Origin of the sequence: Myroides sp. ZB35, from assembly GCF_001865835.1 — a bacterium.
Lineage (GTDB): Bacteria > Bacteroidota > Bacteroidia > Flavobacteriales > Flavobacteriaceae > Flavobacterium > Flavobacterium odoratimimum.
The window spans coordinates 1833676-1853455 of sequence record NZ_CP017769.1 but is presented as its reverse complement, the minus strand read 5'-3'; the positions used below and the strand labels follow the sequence as shown (position 1 = coordinate 1853455).

At 30.8% G+C, this 19780-nt stretch carries 15 protein-coding genes, 2 tRNA genes and 2 pseudogenes; 14 read left to right on the top strand and 5 right to left on the bottom strand.

All coding sequences use genetic code 11. The features are described 5' to 3' along the window. Window positions 1-18 precede the first annotated feature (18 nt). Both BK054_RS08360 and BK054_RS08355 read left to right on the top strand, forming a co-directional pair. Window positions 19-104: transfer RNA gene (locus BK054_RS08360), tRNA-Leu, on the top strand. Window positions 105-445: 341 nt separating this feature from the next. Next, a tRNA-Leu gene (locus tag BK054_RS08355) sits at window positions 446-531 on the top strand. Window positions 532-1273: 742 nt separating this feature from the next. On the opposite strand, the pseudogene BK054_RS18575 reads toward BK054_RS08355, so the two are convergent. Beyond that, window positions 1274-2056 (bottom strand): annotated as a pseudogene (locus BK054_RS18575) (recombinase family protein); the annotation flags it as partial. 61 nt (window positions 2057-2117) lie between these two features. After that, window positions 2118-2279, bottom strand: a complete 162-nt coding sequence (locus BK054_RS18290) for a hypothetical protein (protein ID WP_156860092.1) — start codon at window positions 2277-2279, stop codon at window positions 2118-2120. 206 nt (window positions 2280-2485) lie between these two features. Between BK054_RS18290 and BK054_RS08350 the strand changes: the two genes are divergently transcribed. The 3 genes and pseudogenes from BK054_RS08350 to BK054_RS18440 all read left to right on the top strand — a co-directional run bounded on the left by BK054_RS08350 (window position 2486) and on the right by BK054_RS18440 (window position 3293). Then, window positions 2486-2884 (top strand): helix-turn-helix domain-containing protein, encoded by a 399-nt coding sequence (locus BK054_RS08350; protein WP_071307215.1) that lies wholly within the window; start codon window positions 2486-2488, stop codon window positions 2882-2884. A gap of 84 nt (window positions 2885-2968) precedes the next feature. After that, window positions 2969-3088: pseudogene (locus tag BK054_RS18835) on the top strand (DUF6922 domain-containing protein); the annotation flags it as partial. 25 nt (window positions 3089-3113) lie between these two features. Next, window positions 3114-3293: a hypothetical protein gene (locus tag BK054_RS18440; protein WP_198032309.1), complete on the top strand. Its 180-nt coding sequence runs from the start codon at window positions 3114-3116 to the stop codon at window positions 3291-3293. Window positions 3294-3349: 56 nt separating this feature from the next. On the opposite strand, the gene BK054_RS08345 is transcribed toward BK054_RS18440, so the two are convergent. After that, entirely contained in the window at window positions 3350-3892 is a 543-nt protein-coding gene (locus tag BK054_RS08345) for a hypothetical protein (protein ID WP_071307214.1), read from the bottom strand. 226 nt (window positions 3893-4118) lie between these two features. Between BK054_RS08345 and BK054_RS08340 the strand changes: the two genes are divergently transcribed. From BK054_RS08340 to BK054_RS08330, 3 genes are all read left to right on the top strand, one after another. Beyond that, window positions 4119-5753, top strand: a complete 1635-nt coding sequence (locus BK054_RS08340) for a hypothetical protein (protein ID WP_071307213.1) — start codon at window positions 4119-4121, stop codon at window positions 5751-5753. Between the two features lie 22 nt (window positions 5754-5775). Next, complete coding sequence (locus tag BK054_RS08335) at window positions 5776-7308, top strand: hypothetical protein (protein WP_071307212.1); 1533 nt, start codon at window positions 5776-5778, stop codon at window positions 7306-7308. A 179-nt stretch (window positions 7309-7487) separates the two neighbouring features. Next, window positions 7488-7958: a RadC family protein gene (locus BK054_RS08330; RefSeq protein WP_071307211.1), complete on the top strand. Its 471-nt coding sequence runs from the start codon at window positions 7488-7490 to the stop codon at window positions 7956-7958. Window positions 7959-8037: 79 nt separating this feature from the next. Here the strand turns inward: BK054_RS08330 and BK054_RS08325 are convergent, their stop codons facing one another. Beyond that, window positions 8038-8325, bottom strand: a complete 288-nt coding sequence (locus BK054_RS08325; RefSeq protein ID WP_071307210.1) for a DUF3408 domain-containing protein — start codon at window positions 8323-8325, stop codon at window positions 8038-8040. Then, a complete protein-coding gene (locus tag BK054_RS08320; protein ID WP_083387844.1) occupies window positions 8325-8759 on the bottom strand; it encodes a DUF3408 domain-containing protein in 435 nt (144 codons plus the stop codon). The genes BK054_RS08325 and BK054_RS08320 overlap by 1 nt, the downstream gene beginning before the upstream one ends. Before the next feature lie 758 nt (window positions 8760-9517). On the opposite strand from BK054_RS08320, the gene BK054_RS08315 reads away from it, so the two are divergent. The 6 genes from BK054_RS08315 (at window position 9518) to BK054_RS08290 (ending at window position 19780) form a co-directional block, all read left to right on the top strand. Next, on the top strand, window positions 9518-10504 hold the full coding sequence (locus tag BK054_RS08315) for a helix-turn-helix transcriptional regulator (protein WP_071307209.1): 987 nt from the start codon (window positions 9518-9520) through the stop codon (window positions 10502-10504). A gap of 213 nt (window positions 10505-10717) precedes the next feature. Beyond that, window positions 10718-12280, top strand: a complete 1563-nt coding sequence (locus tag BK054_RS08310; protein WP_071307208.1) for a class I SAM-dependent DNA methyltransferase — start codon at window positions 10718-10720, stop codon at window positions 12278-12280. Continuing rightward, window positions 12280-13383, top strand: coding sequence for a restriction endonuclease subunit S (locus BK054_RS08305; protein WP_071307207.1), 1104 nt, complete (start codon window positions 12280-12282; stop codon window positions 13381-13383). Before BK054_RS08310 ends, BK054_RS08305 begins: the two co-directional genes overlap by 1 nt. 39 nt (window positions 13384-13422) lie before the next feature. After that, window positions 13423-14757: a hypothetical protein gene (locus BK054_RS08300; RefSeq protein WP_071307206.1), complete on the top strand. Its 1335-nt coding sequence runs from the start codon at window positions 13423-13425 to the stop codon at window positions 14755-14757. Between the two features lie 151 nt (window positions 14758-14908). Then, on the top strand, window positions 14909-18367 hold the full coding sequence (locus BK054_RS08295; RefSeq protein WP_071307205.1) for a DEAD/DEAH box helicase family protein: 3459 nt from the start codon (window positions 14909-14911) through the stop codon (window positions 18365-18367). A gap of 330 nt (window positions 18368-18697) precedes the next feature. Further along, window positions 18698-19780 carry a nucleotidyltransferase domain-containing protein gene (locus BK054_RS08290; protein ID WP_071307204.1) on the top strand — a complete coding sequence of 361 codons (1083 nt, stop codon included), beginning with the start codon at window positions 18698-18700 and terminating at the stop codon, window positions 19778-19780.

Below are 19780 nucleotides of genomic sequence, written 5' to 3'. Positions count from 1 at the left end.
TCGCAGTCTACAGAAGACGCTCGAGTGGTGGAAGTGGTAGACACGCTGGACTTAAAATCCAGTGGGTAGTAATGCCCGTGCGGGTTCAAGTCCCGCCTCGAGTACAGAGAATCCCAAGCTAACGCTTGGGATTTTTTATTTTATATACCCTGATCTCAATATCGACATCCGATAGAAAACGCAATACTACAATAGTATTGATTTCATAGAGCGAACACTCTTTCGCCTTACTAATTCCAATACATCAGTAATCATGATTAGAATTCAATTTCTGTTTATTAAATTATTTTCAAAAAGAACACTTAATAACCATCTATTAATCAACAAATAAGAATATTTTAATCTTTTTTATTTATAAAAACATCTTTTATTAGTTGTATAGTAAAAAATAATATTCTACATTTGCACTCGCAATACAGAAGTAGTATTGCAGTCTACAGAAGACGCTCGAGTGGTGGAAGTGGTAGACACGCTGGACTTAAAATCCAGTGGGTAGTAATGCCCGTGCGGGTTCAAGTCCCGCCTCGAGTACTAAACGGGAGAATTGAATTTTTTGTTCATTTCTCCCGTTTTCATTTTCAGCTATTTCATTATTTATCAACAGGATAGACCTTACTAAAACATTAATTCTATCGGTTCGATAAATTTCCCCATCAAAAACTACTTTCTCAGGAAAGATTGAACCTATTATTCTCCTTTTCATTGATATATCTGCCTGAGCGTAGAGTGTGCCTATGTTTGCAACTACTTCTATTGCTTTGTTCAATATTTTATTAATGTCAATCTTTACCTTGCTATTCTCTTTCATTAATTGTGTTTCTAACACTTCAAGTTCTGCTTTATTCGATTTTTTGATTTCAAGGTAATCCTCATCGTCAAGTGTTCCACTTAATAATTTTGTCCTTGCCATACTAAGTTGAACGTTTAGTCTTTCTATCTCATTTAGCAGTGTTTTCTTTTGATCAATTGGATTCTTTAATATCTTGTTATAGGTATCTAACAAATGTTTCTTTAAACGGGTTAAAAATGCTTCGTTTAATTGTAATTGATATAATCCCTCTTCAAATAATAAGTTTGCCTTGCTTGCACTATGTCTAAACCCACATGAGCCTATACAGTGATAGTAATAATAACTGTTATTTCTACCCTTTGACAAACTACCTGTTAAGTTTCTACTACACTTAGGGCAAACTAAAAATCCTCTTAGTGGCAAATTCTCATCTGATAGTACTTTTGTGTTTGGTAGTTCCTTTCTTACTTTCCCATCTAACACCTCTTGAACTTTATCAAACAATTCTGTTGTAATTAGTGCTTCGTGTAGTCCATCGACAAAGTGAGCTTCTTCGTCTTTGTGCTTAGGTATAAATATCTTACCACAATATAAAGGATTGCGAATCGCTACGTGAAAAGCACTCTTACTAAGACTACGAGGGCTAAACTTATTCATCTCTAAGCGTATCTGATTAGCGGCTAATAATCCCTTGGCGATTTCTTCAAAAGCCCAGACTAACGCTTTAGCTTCTAATTCCTTTACAGCAATATACTTTGTTCCATCTTCTTTACTCCTGTTTATATATCCAAAGGGAGCTTTACCCATCAATCTTCCTTCTCTCTTAGCTCTTCTCATACCGTGATATACATTAAGTGCTCTACGGTCATTCTCTACCTCTGGAGCCGCTAAATAAATCGCAAGCATTATTTTATTTTCGGGAATTGATAAATCTAAGGGTTGTTCTATAGCTTGTAATTCGATACCTAATTTGGTTAGTTCACTTAGCATTTGATACGCATCACCAGCGTTACGACTAAACCGATCCCACTTGGTAAATAACAACAAGTTCGTTTTATTGCTTCGCTTACGCAATTCTTTCATTAATGCAATCCAAGAGGGACGATTAAAACTTTTAGCTGAATGATCCTCTAAGATAACCTTGCCTACTTGAATATCGTTTGATTGGCAAAAGCGTCGAAGTCGCTCTTCTTGATCTCTTTGAGAATAACCTTTATCAGCTTGTTCATCCGTTGAAACACGGATATACAAATCTGCTATTTTCATAGGTTAATTATTTAATTTAACACAATTGTTTTGGTTGGAAGCGTATAAATATACAAATAACTTACTCTATATCAAAGTATTCCTTAAACACAAAGCGTGTTAATGTGTACATAAACTCCAATACAATAGCGGTTTCTTCTTCTGTTAAATCTATTCCCTCTTTCTTAAAGTAATTCCTCCCCTCTTCTATTGGAATTTTTGGAATTTCAAGTTTCATTGTCATAATATTGTCTTTTACTGAAAAATAGCCAGTGTATTATCTCAGTAAGATTATTTGGCAATCATTGGTTGTACTTGGTGTTATACTGTATCATTATTTCAACGATGCGAATTAAATTTCTATTCTTACAGGATATTTTATAACTTTACCTTTCAATCTTTTTTAATCTTTGGCTTTCTTTTGAGCCTTCTTAATTCTGCTAATCAATTATGGAACATAAAATACATCAAGGAAGAAACATAAAGCGTTTTAGAGAAATGCTTGGAATCAAGCAAGAGGTTCTTGCTTTTGATTTAGGAGATGATTGGAATCAAAAAAAGATATCTGTTTTAGAACAGAAAGAGGTAATTGATAATTCGCTGTTACAACAGATTTCTAAGGTACTTAAGATACCTGTTGAAGCAATTGAGAATTTTGATGAAGAGCAGGCGATTAATATTATTTCTAGCACATTTAATGATAATGCTGTTGGAGTTATCGTTAACAATAATAATCCTCTTGATGCAATTGTACAGCTACACAATGAAAAGATTGCCTTGTATGAGCGTATGCTTAAAGAGAAAGATGAAATGATGAATCGTTTAGAAAAGTTGATTCAAAGTAAGTAGATAAAACTTAATTATACTATAAAAGCTTAACCTTATGTTTAGGTTTTTGTCTTTTATTACCTTTAAAATCAGTATATTTAACGTATAAAAAAAGAACAGAAACTAACTGATATTTCATCTTTAAAAACTCAATTATTTTGGGATACTGATATTAATAAGCTTGATTATCAAAAAGCATATATTCCAATTATAGCACGAGTAATTGAACGTGGAGATCAAAGTGAAATAGATGAAATCGTTCGACTATATGGCAGAGAAAAGGTACTTCTTACAATATGCAAGGAGATTAAGTTTTTACCTAATTACGCTATTGAAAGAGCTATTAGATTTTTTCCAGACCTTCGAAAAGAAGATATGCTTTGTTATCAAAACAGAAAAGACGAATCTTATCATTGGATATAAACAATAAAAAAAGGTAGAATTACTATGGATGGTATTCTACCTTTTCTCTTTTTAGATAGATATTTATCTATAACTGGCTGTATCTCGTATTTGTATTAACAAGCAAGCTTCTAATAATCTGTGAAAAACGAGCATTGATACCTCACTATCATACTCTTTGTTAGATGCATTATTAGCCATTGTTGCTAAAACCAAATTGAAAAAAGAGTTCGTTATGCTATCTAATGTGAACTGCTCAAAAACACTTTTAAAGACTAAGTAAGGATCCTTAAACTCTTGTTCACTTATGTATTTCATTTCTTGTAGCTCTTCTTCAGATATTGTAGAAACAGTAAGTTCTTTCTCTATAAACACATTAGGGTTCAAAAAGATTCGGTAGCTTGCTTTAAACAAGGATTGTAAAACGGTTAAATCGAAAATAACTTCCGACACCTTTGCCTTATCATACATTTTATCACTAAGTAAATACCAACAATAATTGCGAATCTGTTCTTGAAAATAATCTATATGAGCAAGATCAGTTAACCAGTCTAATAGTTCATAAGGACACTCTATATCTTCTTTTGTCCATAAATGAGATTCTAAAGTAAAATCGTACGCTTTCATAATTCATGATTTTTAAGTTCTTCTAAAACTACCTTACTGTAAATCAGTAAACTATTCCTATAAACAGGTAAATTATCCATTTAAAAAAATAGGTAATGTAATTGAATAATGATAAATCCTGAGATTCCTAATAAAAACACAATCGAATATAATACCCTATAACCGAATAGATTACAGTAAATCAAGGTAAGAACTTGCAGTTGTTAACCTTAAACACTGTAAGCTTATGAAAACTAAATTAGAAATCAACGAATTACAAGGTATTCCTCTTGTCGTTCAAGAGAAACTACTCTATGAAATAAACAATGGGAATGTTGAATTAATTTTTGCAACAAGACCGCATTTCTCAGCAATCAAGCAAATAACGGTTGTTCTAAATAAGGATATACCAGATGCTAAAAAACAAGAGCTACAAGAATCTTCGTGGGCTAAAGAAGTGTTTGAACAGTTTGATGTAGTTGTAACGTTTTGTAAACACATTGTATTCCCTTTTGAAAGTGATTTTCACTTTACTTATTTATCTCTCTATCTAAACCCACAGTTTATAATCTATTCTCGCAAAGAAAGTAGTTGGGGAAGCTTATTGCAGAACTTTTATACTTTCTCTAGTAGAAGACAACTTATACAACTTGATAATTGGGTATTGGAGATAAAGCAAAAACACGATGATTACAAAAGTCGCTTTATTGATTCTCTTGTTAAACAGAAGCAATTTCAAGCTGTATTGATTATGTATGTGCATATTATACGCCTTTACCTTCACAGCGTTCAAAGCATGCTGTTTCCCAAAAGTGCTTTAATCTTTAATTCAGATGTAGAGTTATTGGAATCAATAGAAAATAATTACCCAGAACTAAGTCTAATCTTTATTAATAATGAAATTGATAAAGTGTATCTGTGCAATCTATTAAATATTGATAGCAATAGCGAGAGGACAATTGAAGAAAATGATCTTGCTAAAGTTGAAAGTCTATGTACTGTTATATGTGAACAATTCGAGAAAGGAGTCAATAACTTTTTTACTCCAAGAATTGAGTATCTGCTAAGTGATTTAAAGGGAAAGCAAATTTTCTCTAAAGTCGAATATGAACAGTTTATGTTAAATGCTGTGGTTAAAAGACTTCTTCAAAGCTATCGTATTGACTTAATCTATTTGATTGAAAGTAAAATTTCTAATGACTCTATAGAATTCCTCTTGTTTATAGTCGGTACTGATATCAAGATTCAAATGGAACAGCATATGTCAACCTTAATCAGAAATCACTTTAATCAACGAGTTGAAATCACTTGCCTATTACATAAAACCACTTGGACAGAACGTCATGGCATAAAGTTCTTGCCTTTTATCTATAAGCACATCACAGATGATAATGTCGTATACAGTAGAACTAAAAAGAAGCATTCTAAGTTTATTCTTCCTGTTTTTGAACTACCCGAAGATACTGATAGTTCTATTTGGCAAAAGGACTTTTGGAAACTATGTCAAGATAACTTAGAGAGTCAATGGTTACAAATGGATTTGTTCAGTTGTTCTACTTATCAAATCGGACACGTTGTACAGCTAGGAAGTATTTTCAAGCAATTATGCCTTTCATTCTTATATAAGAAGCTAAACTATGTCCCACATTTTGCTAGTCCTCGTTACTTGTGGAAACTTGTGCAATGGGCAGATAGAGACTATAGTAATCATTTAATGAGTACAGAACAATCAGAAGCTCTTTTCTATTTTCTAAATACAAAACTGCCTTACTTCCCAAGACGATCTACCTCTGTTAATACTCCTACACAAGAGCAGTATCTAAATACGCTACACATTTGTAATCACTTCTACAATCAAATCAAAGAATTATATACCAACTAATAACCGTTAAATATTTAAAATTATGGAAACTAAATTTCAATTATTACAAGAACAGAAGTTCCCTGAGAACCTCGAAAAGAAGCTAATAAACAGTGTAATAGATAAACATGTTACTACTATTTGGTATGGTGGTGTTTATACTTCATCCTATAACCTTGAAGTATTCTGGCTTCGCGTAAAAGACAAAGAAAAAGCCACTAAGGTATTTAGTAAAGAGTATACTAAAGAACTCTTAGAAGACAGTAATTTTCATATTGTTCTATTAGATGACAAAGATTTTGAATTACAAGATAAAGCAGGAAGAGCATTTATCAAATTATGTTTAGGTGATACTCTTTTACTCTACAAAGATGATAATATAGAATTGCCAAGCAGTTATTGTTATTCATCTGATGTAGAAAGCTTTAAGAAAAAATACATAGAAACCTATAATCTTTTATCATCTTATAGCAATAGTATGAATAAAGATGAAGAGTTTGGTGTTACTTATTTCTATTTAAAATTCTTTGAACATGATTTAGGTGTCATTGAAACAATGCTCTTCGGAACTATTAATGTACACTATAATCTTACAGAGAGATTGTTATTACTCGAAAGAGTCTTCCCTCAGATAAAAACACTATTTGTGAAAGACAAAGAGAACTTATTCTATATAATAGAAGCAATCGATAGAGATCCTGAATCAGCGCGATTTGATGATTGGGCATTGGCACTCGAGAAAGTTCAAGCGAAGTTACACACAATGGTTATTCAACTGCTTGATAAGTTTGAGTTTGACTCAAGACCTTATAAAATAAAGCCTAAGATAAAAGTAAAAAAGAAAAAGACATTCAAATATATAGACCAGCTATTACCTCTGACTAACACTAAAGGAGTGGAGGAAATCTATAAATTTCATGAAACCGTAACTTTTGAAAATGAAAGGGCAATTACACATTTCTACCTTTTAGTACTAACTACCAAAGAAGATGCTGAGGAAATACAAAAGGTTATTGATACTTTTAGTTGTAAAAATGACGATCTTAAATTTACAATTATTTCGCATACAAGACTCTTTATTCAAGAGTACAGTTTTGAAAACATACATTTTTTTGAAGATGTAGTCAAAGAGGAAAACATAATCTACTCAAACGGGTATTATCCTTCCATTCATTGGATGGACAACTATGATTGCGATTATGGAGAGAGTATATTTAGACTCAAATATCCACTTTCAAAGATTAATAAGTTTATTAAGAAAAAGATTCTTCATGCTAAAAAGCAAAGTTTTATCTCGACTAATAAACTACATAGGTGTCTATATATAAAACTACAGGTGTACATACTCGTTCACACAACCTATTTACCTCATACTTCAAATCTAAATACTTTACTCAGTTTAGCTTTGTATGCAGACAATGATAATGCACCTAAATTAAATGTGTTAATTAATCAACTAGATTCCTTTTTGCTTACTTATACTCAGAAGAATATCCAGCAGAAAGACAATAATTTAATTTTAGATAACTCTACTATTGATTCATTAAAGCAGTTCTTTGATTTTATAGATGCATAAAGTAAATGGGGGATATTTTTATTAAAAAATTGCACAAAGTTAGGCAATGCCTAGCGGTTCGCTAGCAAGAAATTCCCCCATAAATGCTTGACTAAAGTCTTCGCTTTATTGCGTTGCTTCTTGCGCTCGCTAAACCATTACCAATTGTGGCTCCATAATTAATTTAAAAATTTAATATTATGGAAACTACAGTTTTAAACACAGAATGGCTTATCGCATCAGAAGTAGAATTGATTTACAAATCAAAAGTAAAGGCTTCACAAAGACCTCAGATTACATCTTCTTATAGTGCATATCAAGTTGCATTAAAGGCTTGGGATAGTAATAAGATTGAATTATTAGAACAGTTTAAAGTACTTATGCTTTCAAACAACAATAAAGTACTTGGAGTATTAGAAGCTTCCACAGGAGGAATAACAGGAACAATAGTAGATTTACGAATCATCTTCTCAGCTCTATTAAAAGCGAATGCTACAGCGTTCATTATAGTTCATAATCATCCTTCAGGGAAATTAGCTCCAAGTAATGCAGATAGACAAATTACGAGAAAGATTAAAGAAGCAAGTAAGATACTTGATATTACGCTTTTAGATCATTTAATTATAACAGCGGAGAGTTACTACTCTTTTGCAGATGAAGGCATCTTATAAGGTGCCTTTGTTTTTTTTAAGAAGTAAAACTGTAAAGGTGCTTTTACAGTTTTACTTCTTTATTGTTTTATTGAAATGCTTAAAAAATAGGTTTATTCTTTTCATTAAAGCTTGTGGTTATCTCTTGTTCGAATTCGTTGAAGTGATGCTCTAATAGATTATTTAGATAAGTATAGACAGACACCTTATTTTCGCCTATTACTTGAACTATACGGTTTAACTTCTTATGGAACTCTGGGCGAATATAGACCGTTTTGCCATCTTTTGCTTTAGTAGATACTTCTTTTAAAAAAGTATCTACATAATTCTCTATACTCTTAGTCTTTTGTACTTGAGCTGATTCTCTTAATTGATTAAGTTTTTCCATTATAAAATAGGTTTGAATTTGTCATTAAAATATTGGGTAATCTCAGAGTTATACTGCTGTAGATGCTGTTTTAAGATATTGTCTAAATAAGAGTAAAGCGTAGTTTTTTCTTCTTTAGCCAGTTGAGTTATACGAAGTAATACTTCGTGATACTCAGGTCGGATATAAACAACCTTTCCTGCTCTTGATGAAGGAAATTCATTAATTAGAAAAAGCTCTTGGTATTTAGTAGTTGCTATTTCTTTCTTTGGCTTCTTCTCTTTGACTTTTGGTACTTCTTCATGGATTAGAGGTTCTTCTTTTTCTTCTACGATAGGCTTAGCTTGTTCTACAGACTTAACTTCTATATCACCACTCATGATATTCATTAAATAGTCTTCATCGAGTAACTCATTTTGACTGTCTTTTTTTGATGGTTGGTTTACTGTTCCCATATTGTACTTTTTTAAAGGTTTACATTTTACATTATGGATAGTTGTAAGCTTTAGCTTATTGGAAATATTATACTAATACGTTTTTACACCAAGAGCATTTTAAAACAGCTTTAAGACGCTATTTCAAAGACAATTATAAAACTTACCTTACTATCTTACAGCAAAGAAAGTATATATACAGTTTGAAAATTTTAAATGGAATTTTAAGGTTGCACTTGGCACTTTAGTGTCAAATAGTAAGTGATTTCTTAATATGAAATCACTGTGGATTTTACTTTGTAAAATTGGTAGATTTAGTAATCGAAAGATTAACAGCAAGTTATGTTTTGAGGCACTCGAAATTGAGATTCGGGCTTTCAAAACCACTTGCTCTTGCAGAGAGCTGGAAAACTACTCCGAAGTCGTTAGTTTTTAGTTGAAATAATAGATAAACTCAAAATATTTAGTGGTTTACGGATTTCCGTAATAAGATTAAAGAAAACCTTAATTGATTTGAATATAATATAGTAATACTTTTTTCATAGTAAGAAACTAAAGAGTTGTTTTATTTACAACCTGTTTTATTTTAATTAAAGAGAAATTTCAACCTTAATTACGCAGGTCTCAAAAATATCACAAATTGAAGAAAAAAATATTAGATGAAAGTTTTGAGCTAGATATAAAAAATAAGAATTCTATAAACTTAAGGCTTGAATAACGACATCTTATATTCCATTTAAATTTTACATTAGGTATATTTACATCAAACATTTTTAGTAATGGCAGTAAACAAAAACGCTTTAATTAGATACAAAACATTAGATAAATGCTTTTCAAATAGATATCGTCAATTTTATATTCAAGATTTAATCAATGAATGCTCAAATGTGCTTTCTGAATACTATGGTGAAGATTTTAGTGTTTCAAGACGACAAATTTTTGACGACATTACTTTTATGAAAAGTGACGCTGGTTATCAAGCTCCCATTGTTTCAGTTAAAGAGGGGAGAAAAGTATTTTATAGATATGATAATTTAACTTTCTCTATTCTTCATAAACCATTAACAAATGAAGAGCAAATGGCATTAGAAAATACCGTAGAACTTTTATCTCGTATTAAAGGTATACCTGGTTTAATTGCATTAGAAAGTTTACAAACAAAATTGATTGATGTAAAAAACAATCATATAGCTGATAGAAACATTATTTCATTTGAAGAAAATGAGTTTTTAGTGGGATTAGAATATTTAGTGCCTTTATATAATTACATTAAAAATGAACAAACTTTAAATATCAACTATCAAGCATTTACATACAATGAGCAACATACATACTTAATATCTCCCTATCATCTTAAACAGTACAACAATAGATGGTTTTTATTTGGATGGAATCATGAAAGTAAATTTCTTCAGAATTTAGCACTAGATCGTATTAAATCACTTGCACTAACAACTGAAAAACATCAAGATTTATTGATCGATTTCGACGAATATTTTGAGGATATAGTTGGTGTAACCAATGATAACACCAAAGAAGTATTTGATATAAAAATACAATTGTCAGAAAGTATCATACCTTATATCAAATCGAAACCAATACATGGTTCACAAAAAATAAATCAAAATATCTTACAATTAAAGGTAAAATTGAATTATGAATTAATTAGTTTAATTTTTTCATACGCTGAAAATATGAAAGTTATAGAACCTCAAGAATTAGTTGATATATTAAATGATAAAATGAATAAAATGCTCAATAAGTAATAGTGTACTTCAGCTGCACAGTTTATATTTATATTTGCTAAAAAAACAAAGCAACTTGTAAGCAGTAAGAAATTTAATTTATGAATTTCCTTTTGTGACCAATTCAGAAAATGCTATTTAAGGCTATTAATAATAACCCCTTTATTCAGGCAATGATAACTTTTCACTAATCAATTAAATAATACCTAATTTTACGGTCTTAATAAAACAATCATGATAACAGGAGAACTTAAATCTCAAATAGATAAAATATGGAACGACTTCTGGACAGGAGGTATTTCCAACCCATTAACGGTAATCGAACAATTTACTTACCTTATTTTTCTAAAACAGTTAGACGATAAGCAAATCTTAATTGAAAAAGAAATTGCCTTATTAGGTTCTTCTGTTAAAAAGAACATCTATACCGAGGCACAAGCTTCTTTACGTTGGAATTATTTCAAAGACAAAGATCCCGAAATAATGTTCAATATTTTTACACGTCCAAATCCAGAGTTAGATAATATCACAGCTTTCGATTTTATGAAAACTATAGGTGCGGATGGTGGTAAATTTTCAGAATACATGAAAGGTGCAACCTTTATGATTGCAACCCCTAAATTGTTAGACAAAGTGGTTCAACAAATCGACAAATTACCGCTCGATAAAAAAGATACCAAAGGAGATTTGTACGAATACATGTTGTCAAAAATTGCAGAAGCTGGCACCAATGGGCAATTCCGTACACCTCGTCATGTCATTCGTATGATGGTGGAGTTGATGCAACCTACAAAAGAAGATACCATTTGTGATCCTGCCATGGGAACTGCTGGTTTCTTGGTAAATGCAAGTCAATATTTGCACGAGGTACACAACGATTGGTTTTTAGATAAAGAATTCCGCGACCATTACAACGCCAAAATGTTCAACGGGATCGAGATAGATCCATCCATGATGCGTATTGCTACCATGAATTTACAATTGCATGGCATCGATAATCCTATTGCGATAAACGGAAGTGCATTAGCAGAAAGCAACGAACTTACCAATCAGTATTCGTTAATCTTAGCCAATCCACCTTTTAAAGGAGCGTTAGATTATGATGAAGTCGAAAAAAGTTTGTTGCAAACCACCAAAACCAAGAAAACGGAATTGCTTTTTCTTTCCCTTATTCTGCGTATGCTAAAATTAGGTGGTCGGGCAGCGGTTATTGTACCAGATGGCGTTTTATTCGGTAGTTCTACAGCACATAAAAACATTCGTAAAGAGTTGGTAGAAAACCAACAATTACAAGGAGTTATTTCTATGCCGAGTGGTGTTTTCAAACCATATGCAGGGGTAAGTACTGCTATTTTGTTATTTACTAAAACCAATTCGGGTGGTACAGATAACGTTTGGTTTTATGATATGAAAGCCGATGGCTATAGTTTGGACGATAAACGCAATCTATTAATTTCTGAAGAGACTTTAACACAAATTTTCTCGGAACCAGAAAATGTTTTAGACGAAGTAACAGGTAAATCTGATATTCCTTCTATTTTATTAGATTGGAAAAAGCTTTCTACTCAAAACTCAGAACTCAAAACTCAAGACTTTGCAGATCGTACCCAACAATCGTTCTTAGTGCCTAAAGCCGAAATTGTTGCCAACGCTTATGACCTAAGCATTAACCGATACAAAGAACTAATCTACGAAGAAGTACACTACGATGTACCAAAAGACATTATCACTGCCATAAAAGTCTTAGATGTCAAACGCCAAGCCGCTATTGTAGAACTGGAAAAACTATTGGGATAATGATAAATGTAAAATTAGGTGAGTTAATGAATATTAAAACAGGTAAATTAGATGTTAATGCTGAAAATCCTAATGGACGATATCCTTTTTTTACCTGTTCAAAGAATCATACTTATATTGATGATTATGCCTTTGATGGTGAAAGTATTTTAGTTGCAGGAAATGGGGATTTAAATGTTAAGTATTACAATGGAAAATTTAATGCATACCAAAGAACATATGTAATTCAACCAAAAGATAATTTGTTTGGTAAATATTTATATTATTTTTTAGATAATTATATTTATAAATTAAGAGAACAAGCTATTGGTGGAGTAATTAAGTATATAAAACTTGGAAATCTTACAGATGCAGAAATCCCGCTTCCTCCACTTGCCGAGCAAAAAGCCATTGTAGCCAAGCTGGACAAAGCCCAAGAAATTCTCCGTTACAACGAAGAAATTATTGCAAAATACGATGCCCTTACACAATCTTTGTTTTTAGAGATGTTCGGCGATCCCGTGAAAAACGAAAAAGGATGGGAGAAAGTGAAGTTAGGAGATTTAGGAGATTTTAAAAATGGTTTAAATTATACAAAATCAGAAAATGGAATAACATTAAAAGTTTTAGGGGTTGGTGATTTTAAAAATTATTGGAAAATAGATAATTTAGAAAATCTTTCTTTCGTTGAAATGAATATTATGCCTAATAAAGATTTTGCTTTGCAAAATGAAGATTTAATCTTTGTACGTTCAAATGGAAATAAAGATTTAGTAGGTAGATGTTTGGTTATTTACCCTAAAGAAGAAACAATTTCTTACAGTGGTTTTTGTATTAGATTTAGAAAGAATACATCTAGACTAAATGTTATTTATTTAGTACAATTATTACAGAGAACTGAATTTAAGAAACATATTTTTAAAAATGGACGTGGAGCAAATATTCAAAATATAAATCAAGAACTTTTGAATAATGTTGAAATCCAACTTCCTACAATCCAACTTCAAAACCAATTTGCAGAACGTGTTGCAGCAATAGAAGTACAAAAACAACTGGCGCAAGAATCTCTAGCCAAAAGCCAAGAATTGTTCCAAAGTTTGCTAAAGGAGAGCTTTAAGAATTAAAATACTCTAAAATACACGTTATCCTAATAAACATAAAATATGGAGACAAAGACAATTAATGAAATTAAAAGCTACAGAGATCAGATCAGAGAGAAGCAAAAGACTATTGATAAGTCGCTTTACGCATCTAAATATGGATCAGAAAGTGAATATTCTGGTAAAAGTATTTATTTAGGATTAGATTCATTACTTATTGATATTTCTTATCTCCTAAAAGCGCACAATCAATTTATTAAAATATCAACTCATTCTGAACGACAAAGTATTACAAATATTCTAGCTAATATTAATTCATATTTTGACAGACCTTCATCATTAGCGACATATATTGATCAATTAAAAGTAGCTATTAGGGTATATAATGTTGATAAAAATAAAGAACGTTGGGAATTATTTCAAGAGGTTAATAAAAATCTTTTAGAACAACGAAATGAGTTTATAGAAATTTTAGAAAACATTAATAAAACAGATAAAGACATTACTGAAACTAAAAATTCTATAGATTTAAAAGTTGAAGAATTTGAAAAAAAATATTCTGAGTTAGAAAATAAAATTGAAGAAGTAGAAAATACAAATAGAGAAATACAATCTAATGCTCAAAAACTTAAAGAAGTTAATGAAGAATTAGAATCGATGAAAAACGAATCAGAAGAGAAATTAAATACTATTTCTGATAGTTTGTTAGAGGTAAAGAATAATGAAAAAATCATAGATTCATTTGCTCAAAAAGTACATGAAAGAGATAATCGATTAGGTGAATTACAACAATTAACAGACGAAAACACCATTAAGTTGAATGAATATGAAACTGAAAGAAAAGCTATTTTGAATGAAGCTAAAAAATTAATAGAAGATGCAAAAACAGCCTTGCATTATTCTACTGCATCTGGTTTAAGTGCATCATTTGATACACAACATACAAATGCTAAGAATTGGAAATACTCAGTTTTGTGGATAATAGGTGCAGTCTTATTCGTAAGTACAGCCATTGCTCTTGGTGTTTGGATCGCTTGGGAACCAACAAATGATTTACATTTAGTTATTGGTAGAATAGCAATCATCCCATTGCCTATAATAGCAGCTATTTTTTGTGCAAATCAATATGTAAAACAAAAAAATATTATTGAAGATTATGCTTATAAAATGGTTTTAGCAAAGTCGATTGTAGGTTTTTCTGAACAGCTAAAAAAGGATCCTTCAGAAGATAAAGGTGAATATATTCATTATATAAAAGTAGCATTAGAAGAGATTCATAAAGATCCATTACGTAAAAGAAATCTAACTTCATCTAATCCTAAAGTTGTAGAAAAAATAGAAAGTATTTCGATTAAGGATGTTTTAGATTTACTTAAAGTTACTAAAGGTTCAGAATAATTAAATAAACTATTAACGGTTAAAATTCTCTATCAACAAAACATCAGGAAATGAATGATAAATGTTGATATAAAAGAAATTTTAATTCTTAATTTTTCGTTTTTGAAATGTTAAATTATAATTGTATTTTGGTCAAAATACTTATGAATACATGAATACTAATTTTACTTTTTTACAAGCTGAGTTTCCAGAGCTTTACATCGAAATGATCGAAGCAGAAAAATTTACGTTTACTGCTCCTCGACATGCTGCGGTGTTGTGTAGAATCGTATTAGAAAAATCTTTGTTTTGGTTGTATAAAAACGATGAAGATTTAGAATTGCCTTATGATACAAAATTAGCATCATTACTTCATGCCGATTCGTTTAAGCAAATCATCAAGCCTTTCATGTTTTCAGAGTTAGATGTGGTAAGACGCATTGGTAACGAAGCTGCACATGGTAAAAAAGTAAGAGCATTAGAGGCATTAAATGCGTTAAAAAATACGTTCCGATTTCTTTCGTGGTTAAGTAAATATTACAGCGAAACAAATCCAGATATCCCTGTTTTTGACGAACGTTTCATTCCGTATGGTGGCGAAAAAGACAAATCTGCAAAGCAATTAGAAGCTTTAGTTGCAGAAAATGATAAAAAACGTAGGGAAGCAGAGAAAGTTTTAAAAAGAAATGAACTTTTAGCTGAAGAAAACGAAGCACTAAAAGCACAATTAGGAGAGCAACTTCGTATCATTTCTGAGCGTAAACAAGAGCGTACAGAAGAATATAAAAATATCGAGCCTGTACCCGAATTAACTTCGGAACAAGAAACCCGAAAACAACTCATAGATCTATTATTAAAAGAAGCCGGTTGGAATAACTTTCAACAAGGTAGAGATGTTGAATTTGAAGTTTCGGACATTCCACTTTCTACAAATCCATCAGGTAAAGGTTTTGTAGATTATGTGTTGTGGGATGATAATGGTAAACCTTTAGCGGTTGTAGAAGCCAAAAGTACCTTATACGATGCCACAAAAGGAAAACACCAAGCCGTTTTGTATGCCGATGCTTTGGAAGTAAAGTTTAGTCAGCGCCCTTTAATTTTTTACAGCAATGGGTATAAAACCTATTTATGGGATGACCATTTTTACCCTTCAAGAGAAGTGTATGGTTTTTATACCAAAGAAGAATTGCAAGTTCTCATTCGTCGCCGATTAGAGCGTACCGATCTACGTAATTTTAAAATCAACCAACAAATTGCAGGTCGTCCGTATCAATTGCAAGCTATACAACGTATAGCAGAAGAAATGGTAACGATTAATCAAAACAAGTTAAGTGGTCGCCATCGTAAGGCTTTATTGGTAATGGCAACAGGTAGTGGTAAAACACGAACAGCAGCAGCAATGGTAGATATGTTCACCAAATGCAATTGGGCAAAGCGCATTTTGTTTTTAGCCGACCGTAATGCGTTGGTAACGCAAGCCAAAAATGCGTTCAAAGAATATTTACCACATCTTTCGGCAATAGATTTAACCAAAGAAAAAGAAGATACCGAAGCTCGTGTAGTTTTTTCTACCTATCCAACAATTCTCAACAGAATAGACGATACCAAAAATGATGACCAAAAATTGTTTAGCATCGGTCATTTTGATGTGATTATTATTGATGAGGCTCACCGTTCGGTGTATCAAAAATACAAAGCCATTTTCGATTATTTCGATGCCATTTTAATTGGTTTAACGGCTACACCTAAAAAGGATGTTGACAAAAACACCTATCAACTTTTCGAAATTGAAGACGATAATCCTACTTTTGCTTATGAATTAGATGCCGCTGTACAAGCAGGTTATTTAGTACCACCAAAAGCATTTACGGTTCCTGTTAAATTTCCGAGAGAAGGCTTAAAATACAGTGAATTATCAGAAAAAGATAAAAATCATTTCGAAGAATTATTTGGTATTACCACAGGCGAAAACGCTGAATTAGATCAAATTGAAATTCCAAAAAGCAAGATCAATAGTTTTTTATTTAATAAAAAAACAGTCGATTTAGTTTTAGAGTATTTAATGAATCACGGACTAAAAATTGAATCGGGTGATAAATTAGGTAAAACCATAATTTTCGCAAAAAATCATAAACATGCTAAGTTTATTGAAGAACGATTTAATAAGAATTATCCCGAATATGGTGGCTCTTTTTTACAAGTTATTGATAATTATTCAGACAAGACTCAAGACTTATTAGAACGTTTTTGCTTTGATAAAGGAAAAGAAAAAGACCCTCAAATTGCTGTTTCCGTTGATATGATGGATACAGGAGTTGATGCACCTAGAGTTTTGAATTTGGTGTTTTTTAAAGAAATTAAATCGTATGCTAAATATTGGCAAATGATTGGTAGAGGAACACGCTTATGTCCTAATATTTTTGGAATTGGACAAGACAAAGAATATTTTTTGATTTTTGATATTTGTGCTAATTTTGAGTTTTTTGAAGATAAACCAGAAGGATTTAGTTCTAAAACAACAAAACCTTTACAACAACGCTTATTTGAAGTACAGTTAGAAATTATTTTCACAATTCAAATCAATGCAAAAGCATCAGACGATGAAAAAGATTTGGAACAAATGTATATCGATCAATTACACGCTAAAATAGAATCGTTAGATGAAGCTCGTTTTGAAGTACGTAAAAATTGGGAGTATGTAAAAAAATATAAAAATAAAGAAAACTGGTATAACCTAAATAACTCAGCAATACTTGAAATTCAAAATCATTTGTCACATTTGATTTCCTATGCTGATGATCGGGACGAGATGGCTAAGAAATTTGATTTGATTATTTATCAACTTGAATTAGCCATATTGAATAATGAAAAAAAACAGCAAAGTATCATTGTAAACATTGCAAATATTGGAAATTCTTTGAAAAAGAAAATCAATATTCCAGCGATTAAGCAAAGAGAAACTATAATTAATAATGTAACCAATGATCAATTCTGGGCAACGATCACATTAGCTCGATTAGAAAATTTACGTGTAGAACTACGTGATTTGTTGCAATTTTTAAAAGATGAAGAAAAAGAAACACCTATTTATTCAAACTTTGAAGATTTCTTAGACGAACTAAGCGTAAAAGAGTATGATTTATTATCTAGTTATACTACGTTACAAAGTTATAAAGACCGTGTAGAAAGCTTTATTCGGAAAAATAAAAATCATTTGGTAATTGATAAATTGTATAAAAACATACCAATTACAGAAGTTGAACTAAAGCTTCTAGAAGAATTTTTGAACGAAGAAAAGTTTACCGTTTCTCAAATTGAAAAAGAATACAATGGTATTGCATTAGGGGTTTTTGTACGCAAAATTTTAGGATTAGATGTCGAAGTTGCAAATAAACATTTTGCACAATTTATTCAAGAAGAAAATCTGAATGCCAATCAAATGCTTTTCATACAAAAAATTATTGATTATCTTTCTAAAAATGGTGTTTTAGATAAATCCATGCTCACGCAACCTCCTTTTACAGACTATAGTGACCAAGGTGTTATGGGTGTTTTTAAAGACACCTCTAAAATTGTCAAAATAATTCAACTTATTGAAAAAGTAAATAATAACGCTCAACTAGTTTCTTAAAAAAATCCCTATAAAGGGATTTTTTTAATTTAAGCATGTTTTAAATACTGTGCAGTTGCACTGCACTTGTTGATTGTAAATTTGTATTATAATTAAATAAGCCCACTATTTGTAGGTTGTATTCATTATTTTTTAGAAGTAGTCAATTATTAATTAAAAAAGTACCTAAATCAAGACTAAGTTGAAATTCAGTTTAATAATTTGATACTGATTAAATTGATTTTGAATATTAACCATTCATTATTTAAGTTTTTAATAGTATAGCGACATAGTTTGGCATCATAGCGTAATATTTTAGTAAAAATCATTTATAACATTTATAAAAACTATATGGCAAAGAATTATTCTTTTTTAGTAGACCGAGTTAAATCAAGGTCAAATCCAGAAAATCTATCTTACACAAAATTGTTTGGTGAAGATTTTAACAGAGATTATTTAAATGTATCTGGGAACAAAATCTTAGAGTACATAAAACTATCAATGCAAGGTGTAGGTAAAGAATACACTGATAAAAGTTTTCAAGCTGGTGATGCGGTCAAAACTCATTTATCATCCGTACTATCGTCAGTTAATTATGAGTATCAAGGATCAGTAATGACCAACACGCATATTAAAGGAAACAGTGATATCGATTTATTAGTGATATCTAACAGATCGTATTTTTTTGATTATGATATTAAATCAAAATACGAGGAAACAATTAGGTATTTTAATCTAAATGAAAGTCAAAAACAACGAGTTAATGAACATTTAAATGCAACTTCCTATTCAGGTAATACATTACAAGATTTGCGAAATAATCGTATCAATTCTGAGACTAAATTAGAATCTGTTTATACAATCTTTAATAATGAAAAACCGAAATGTATTCAGATAACAAACCAAAATGTACATCGAGATGTAGATATTGTATTTGCTTCTTGGCATAAAACATTTGAAGGTCTTAAAGAAGCAAACAATAAAAAGAATAAGATTAAAATTTATGATTACCATCAGCATGAATTAGGTAGAGTCGAATCTCCTTTTATTAGTATTGATTTAATTAATACCAAAGACGCTTATGTAAATGGGAGATTAAAGAAAATGATTCGTTTCATTAAAACGATTAAAGCCGATAGTGAAGTTGATATCAATCTATCAAGCTTTGATATCAATGCTATTTGTTTCAATATTCCTATTGATAAATACCAAGATAAAATCTACTCCGAGTTAGTAAAAGTCATCTACGATGAATTCTGCAAAATAATTACTGATGAAAATTACAGAAATTCTATTAAGTCTGTTGATGGTAGTGAATTTATATTTTACGGCAAGGAAGATAAACTACTAAGGATAAGCCAAATTGTATCAGAAATTGATTATTTAAGAAAAGAGTTAGAAAAAAACACATTAATAACTAGAATTTATAGCTAA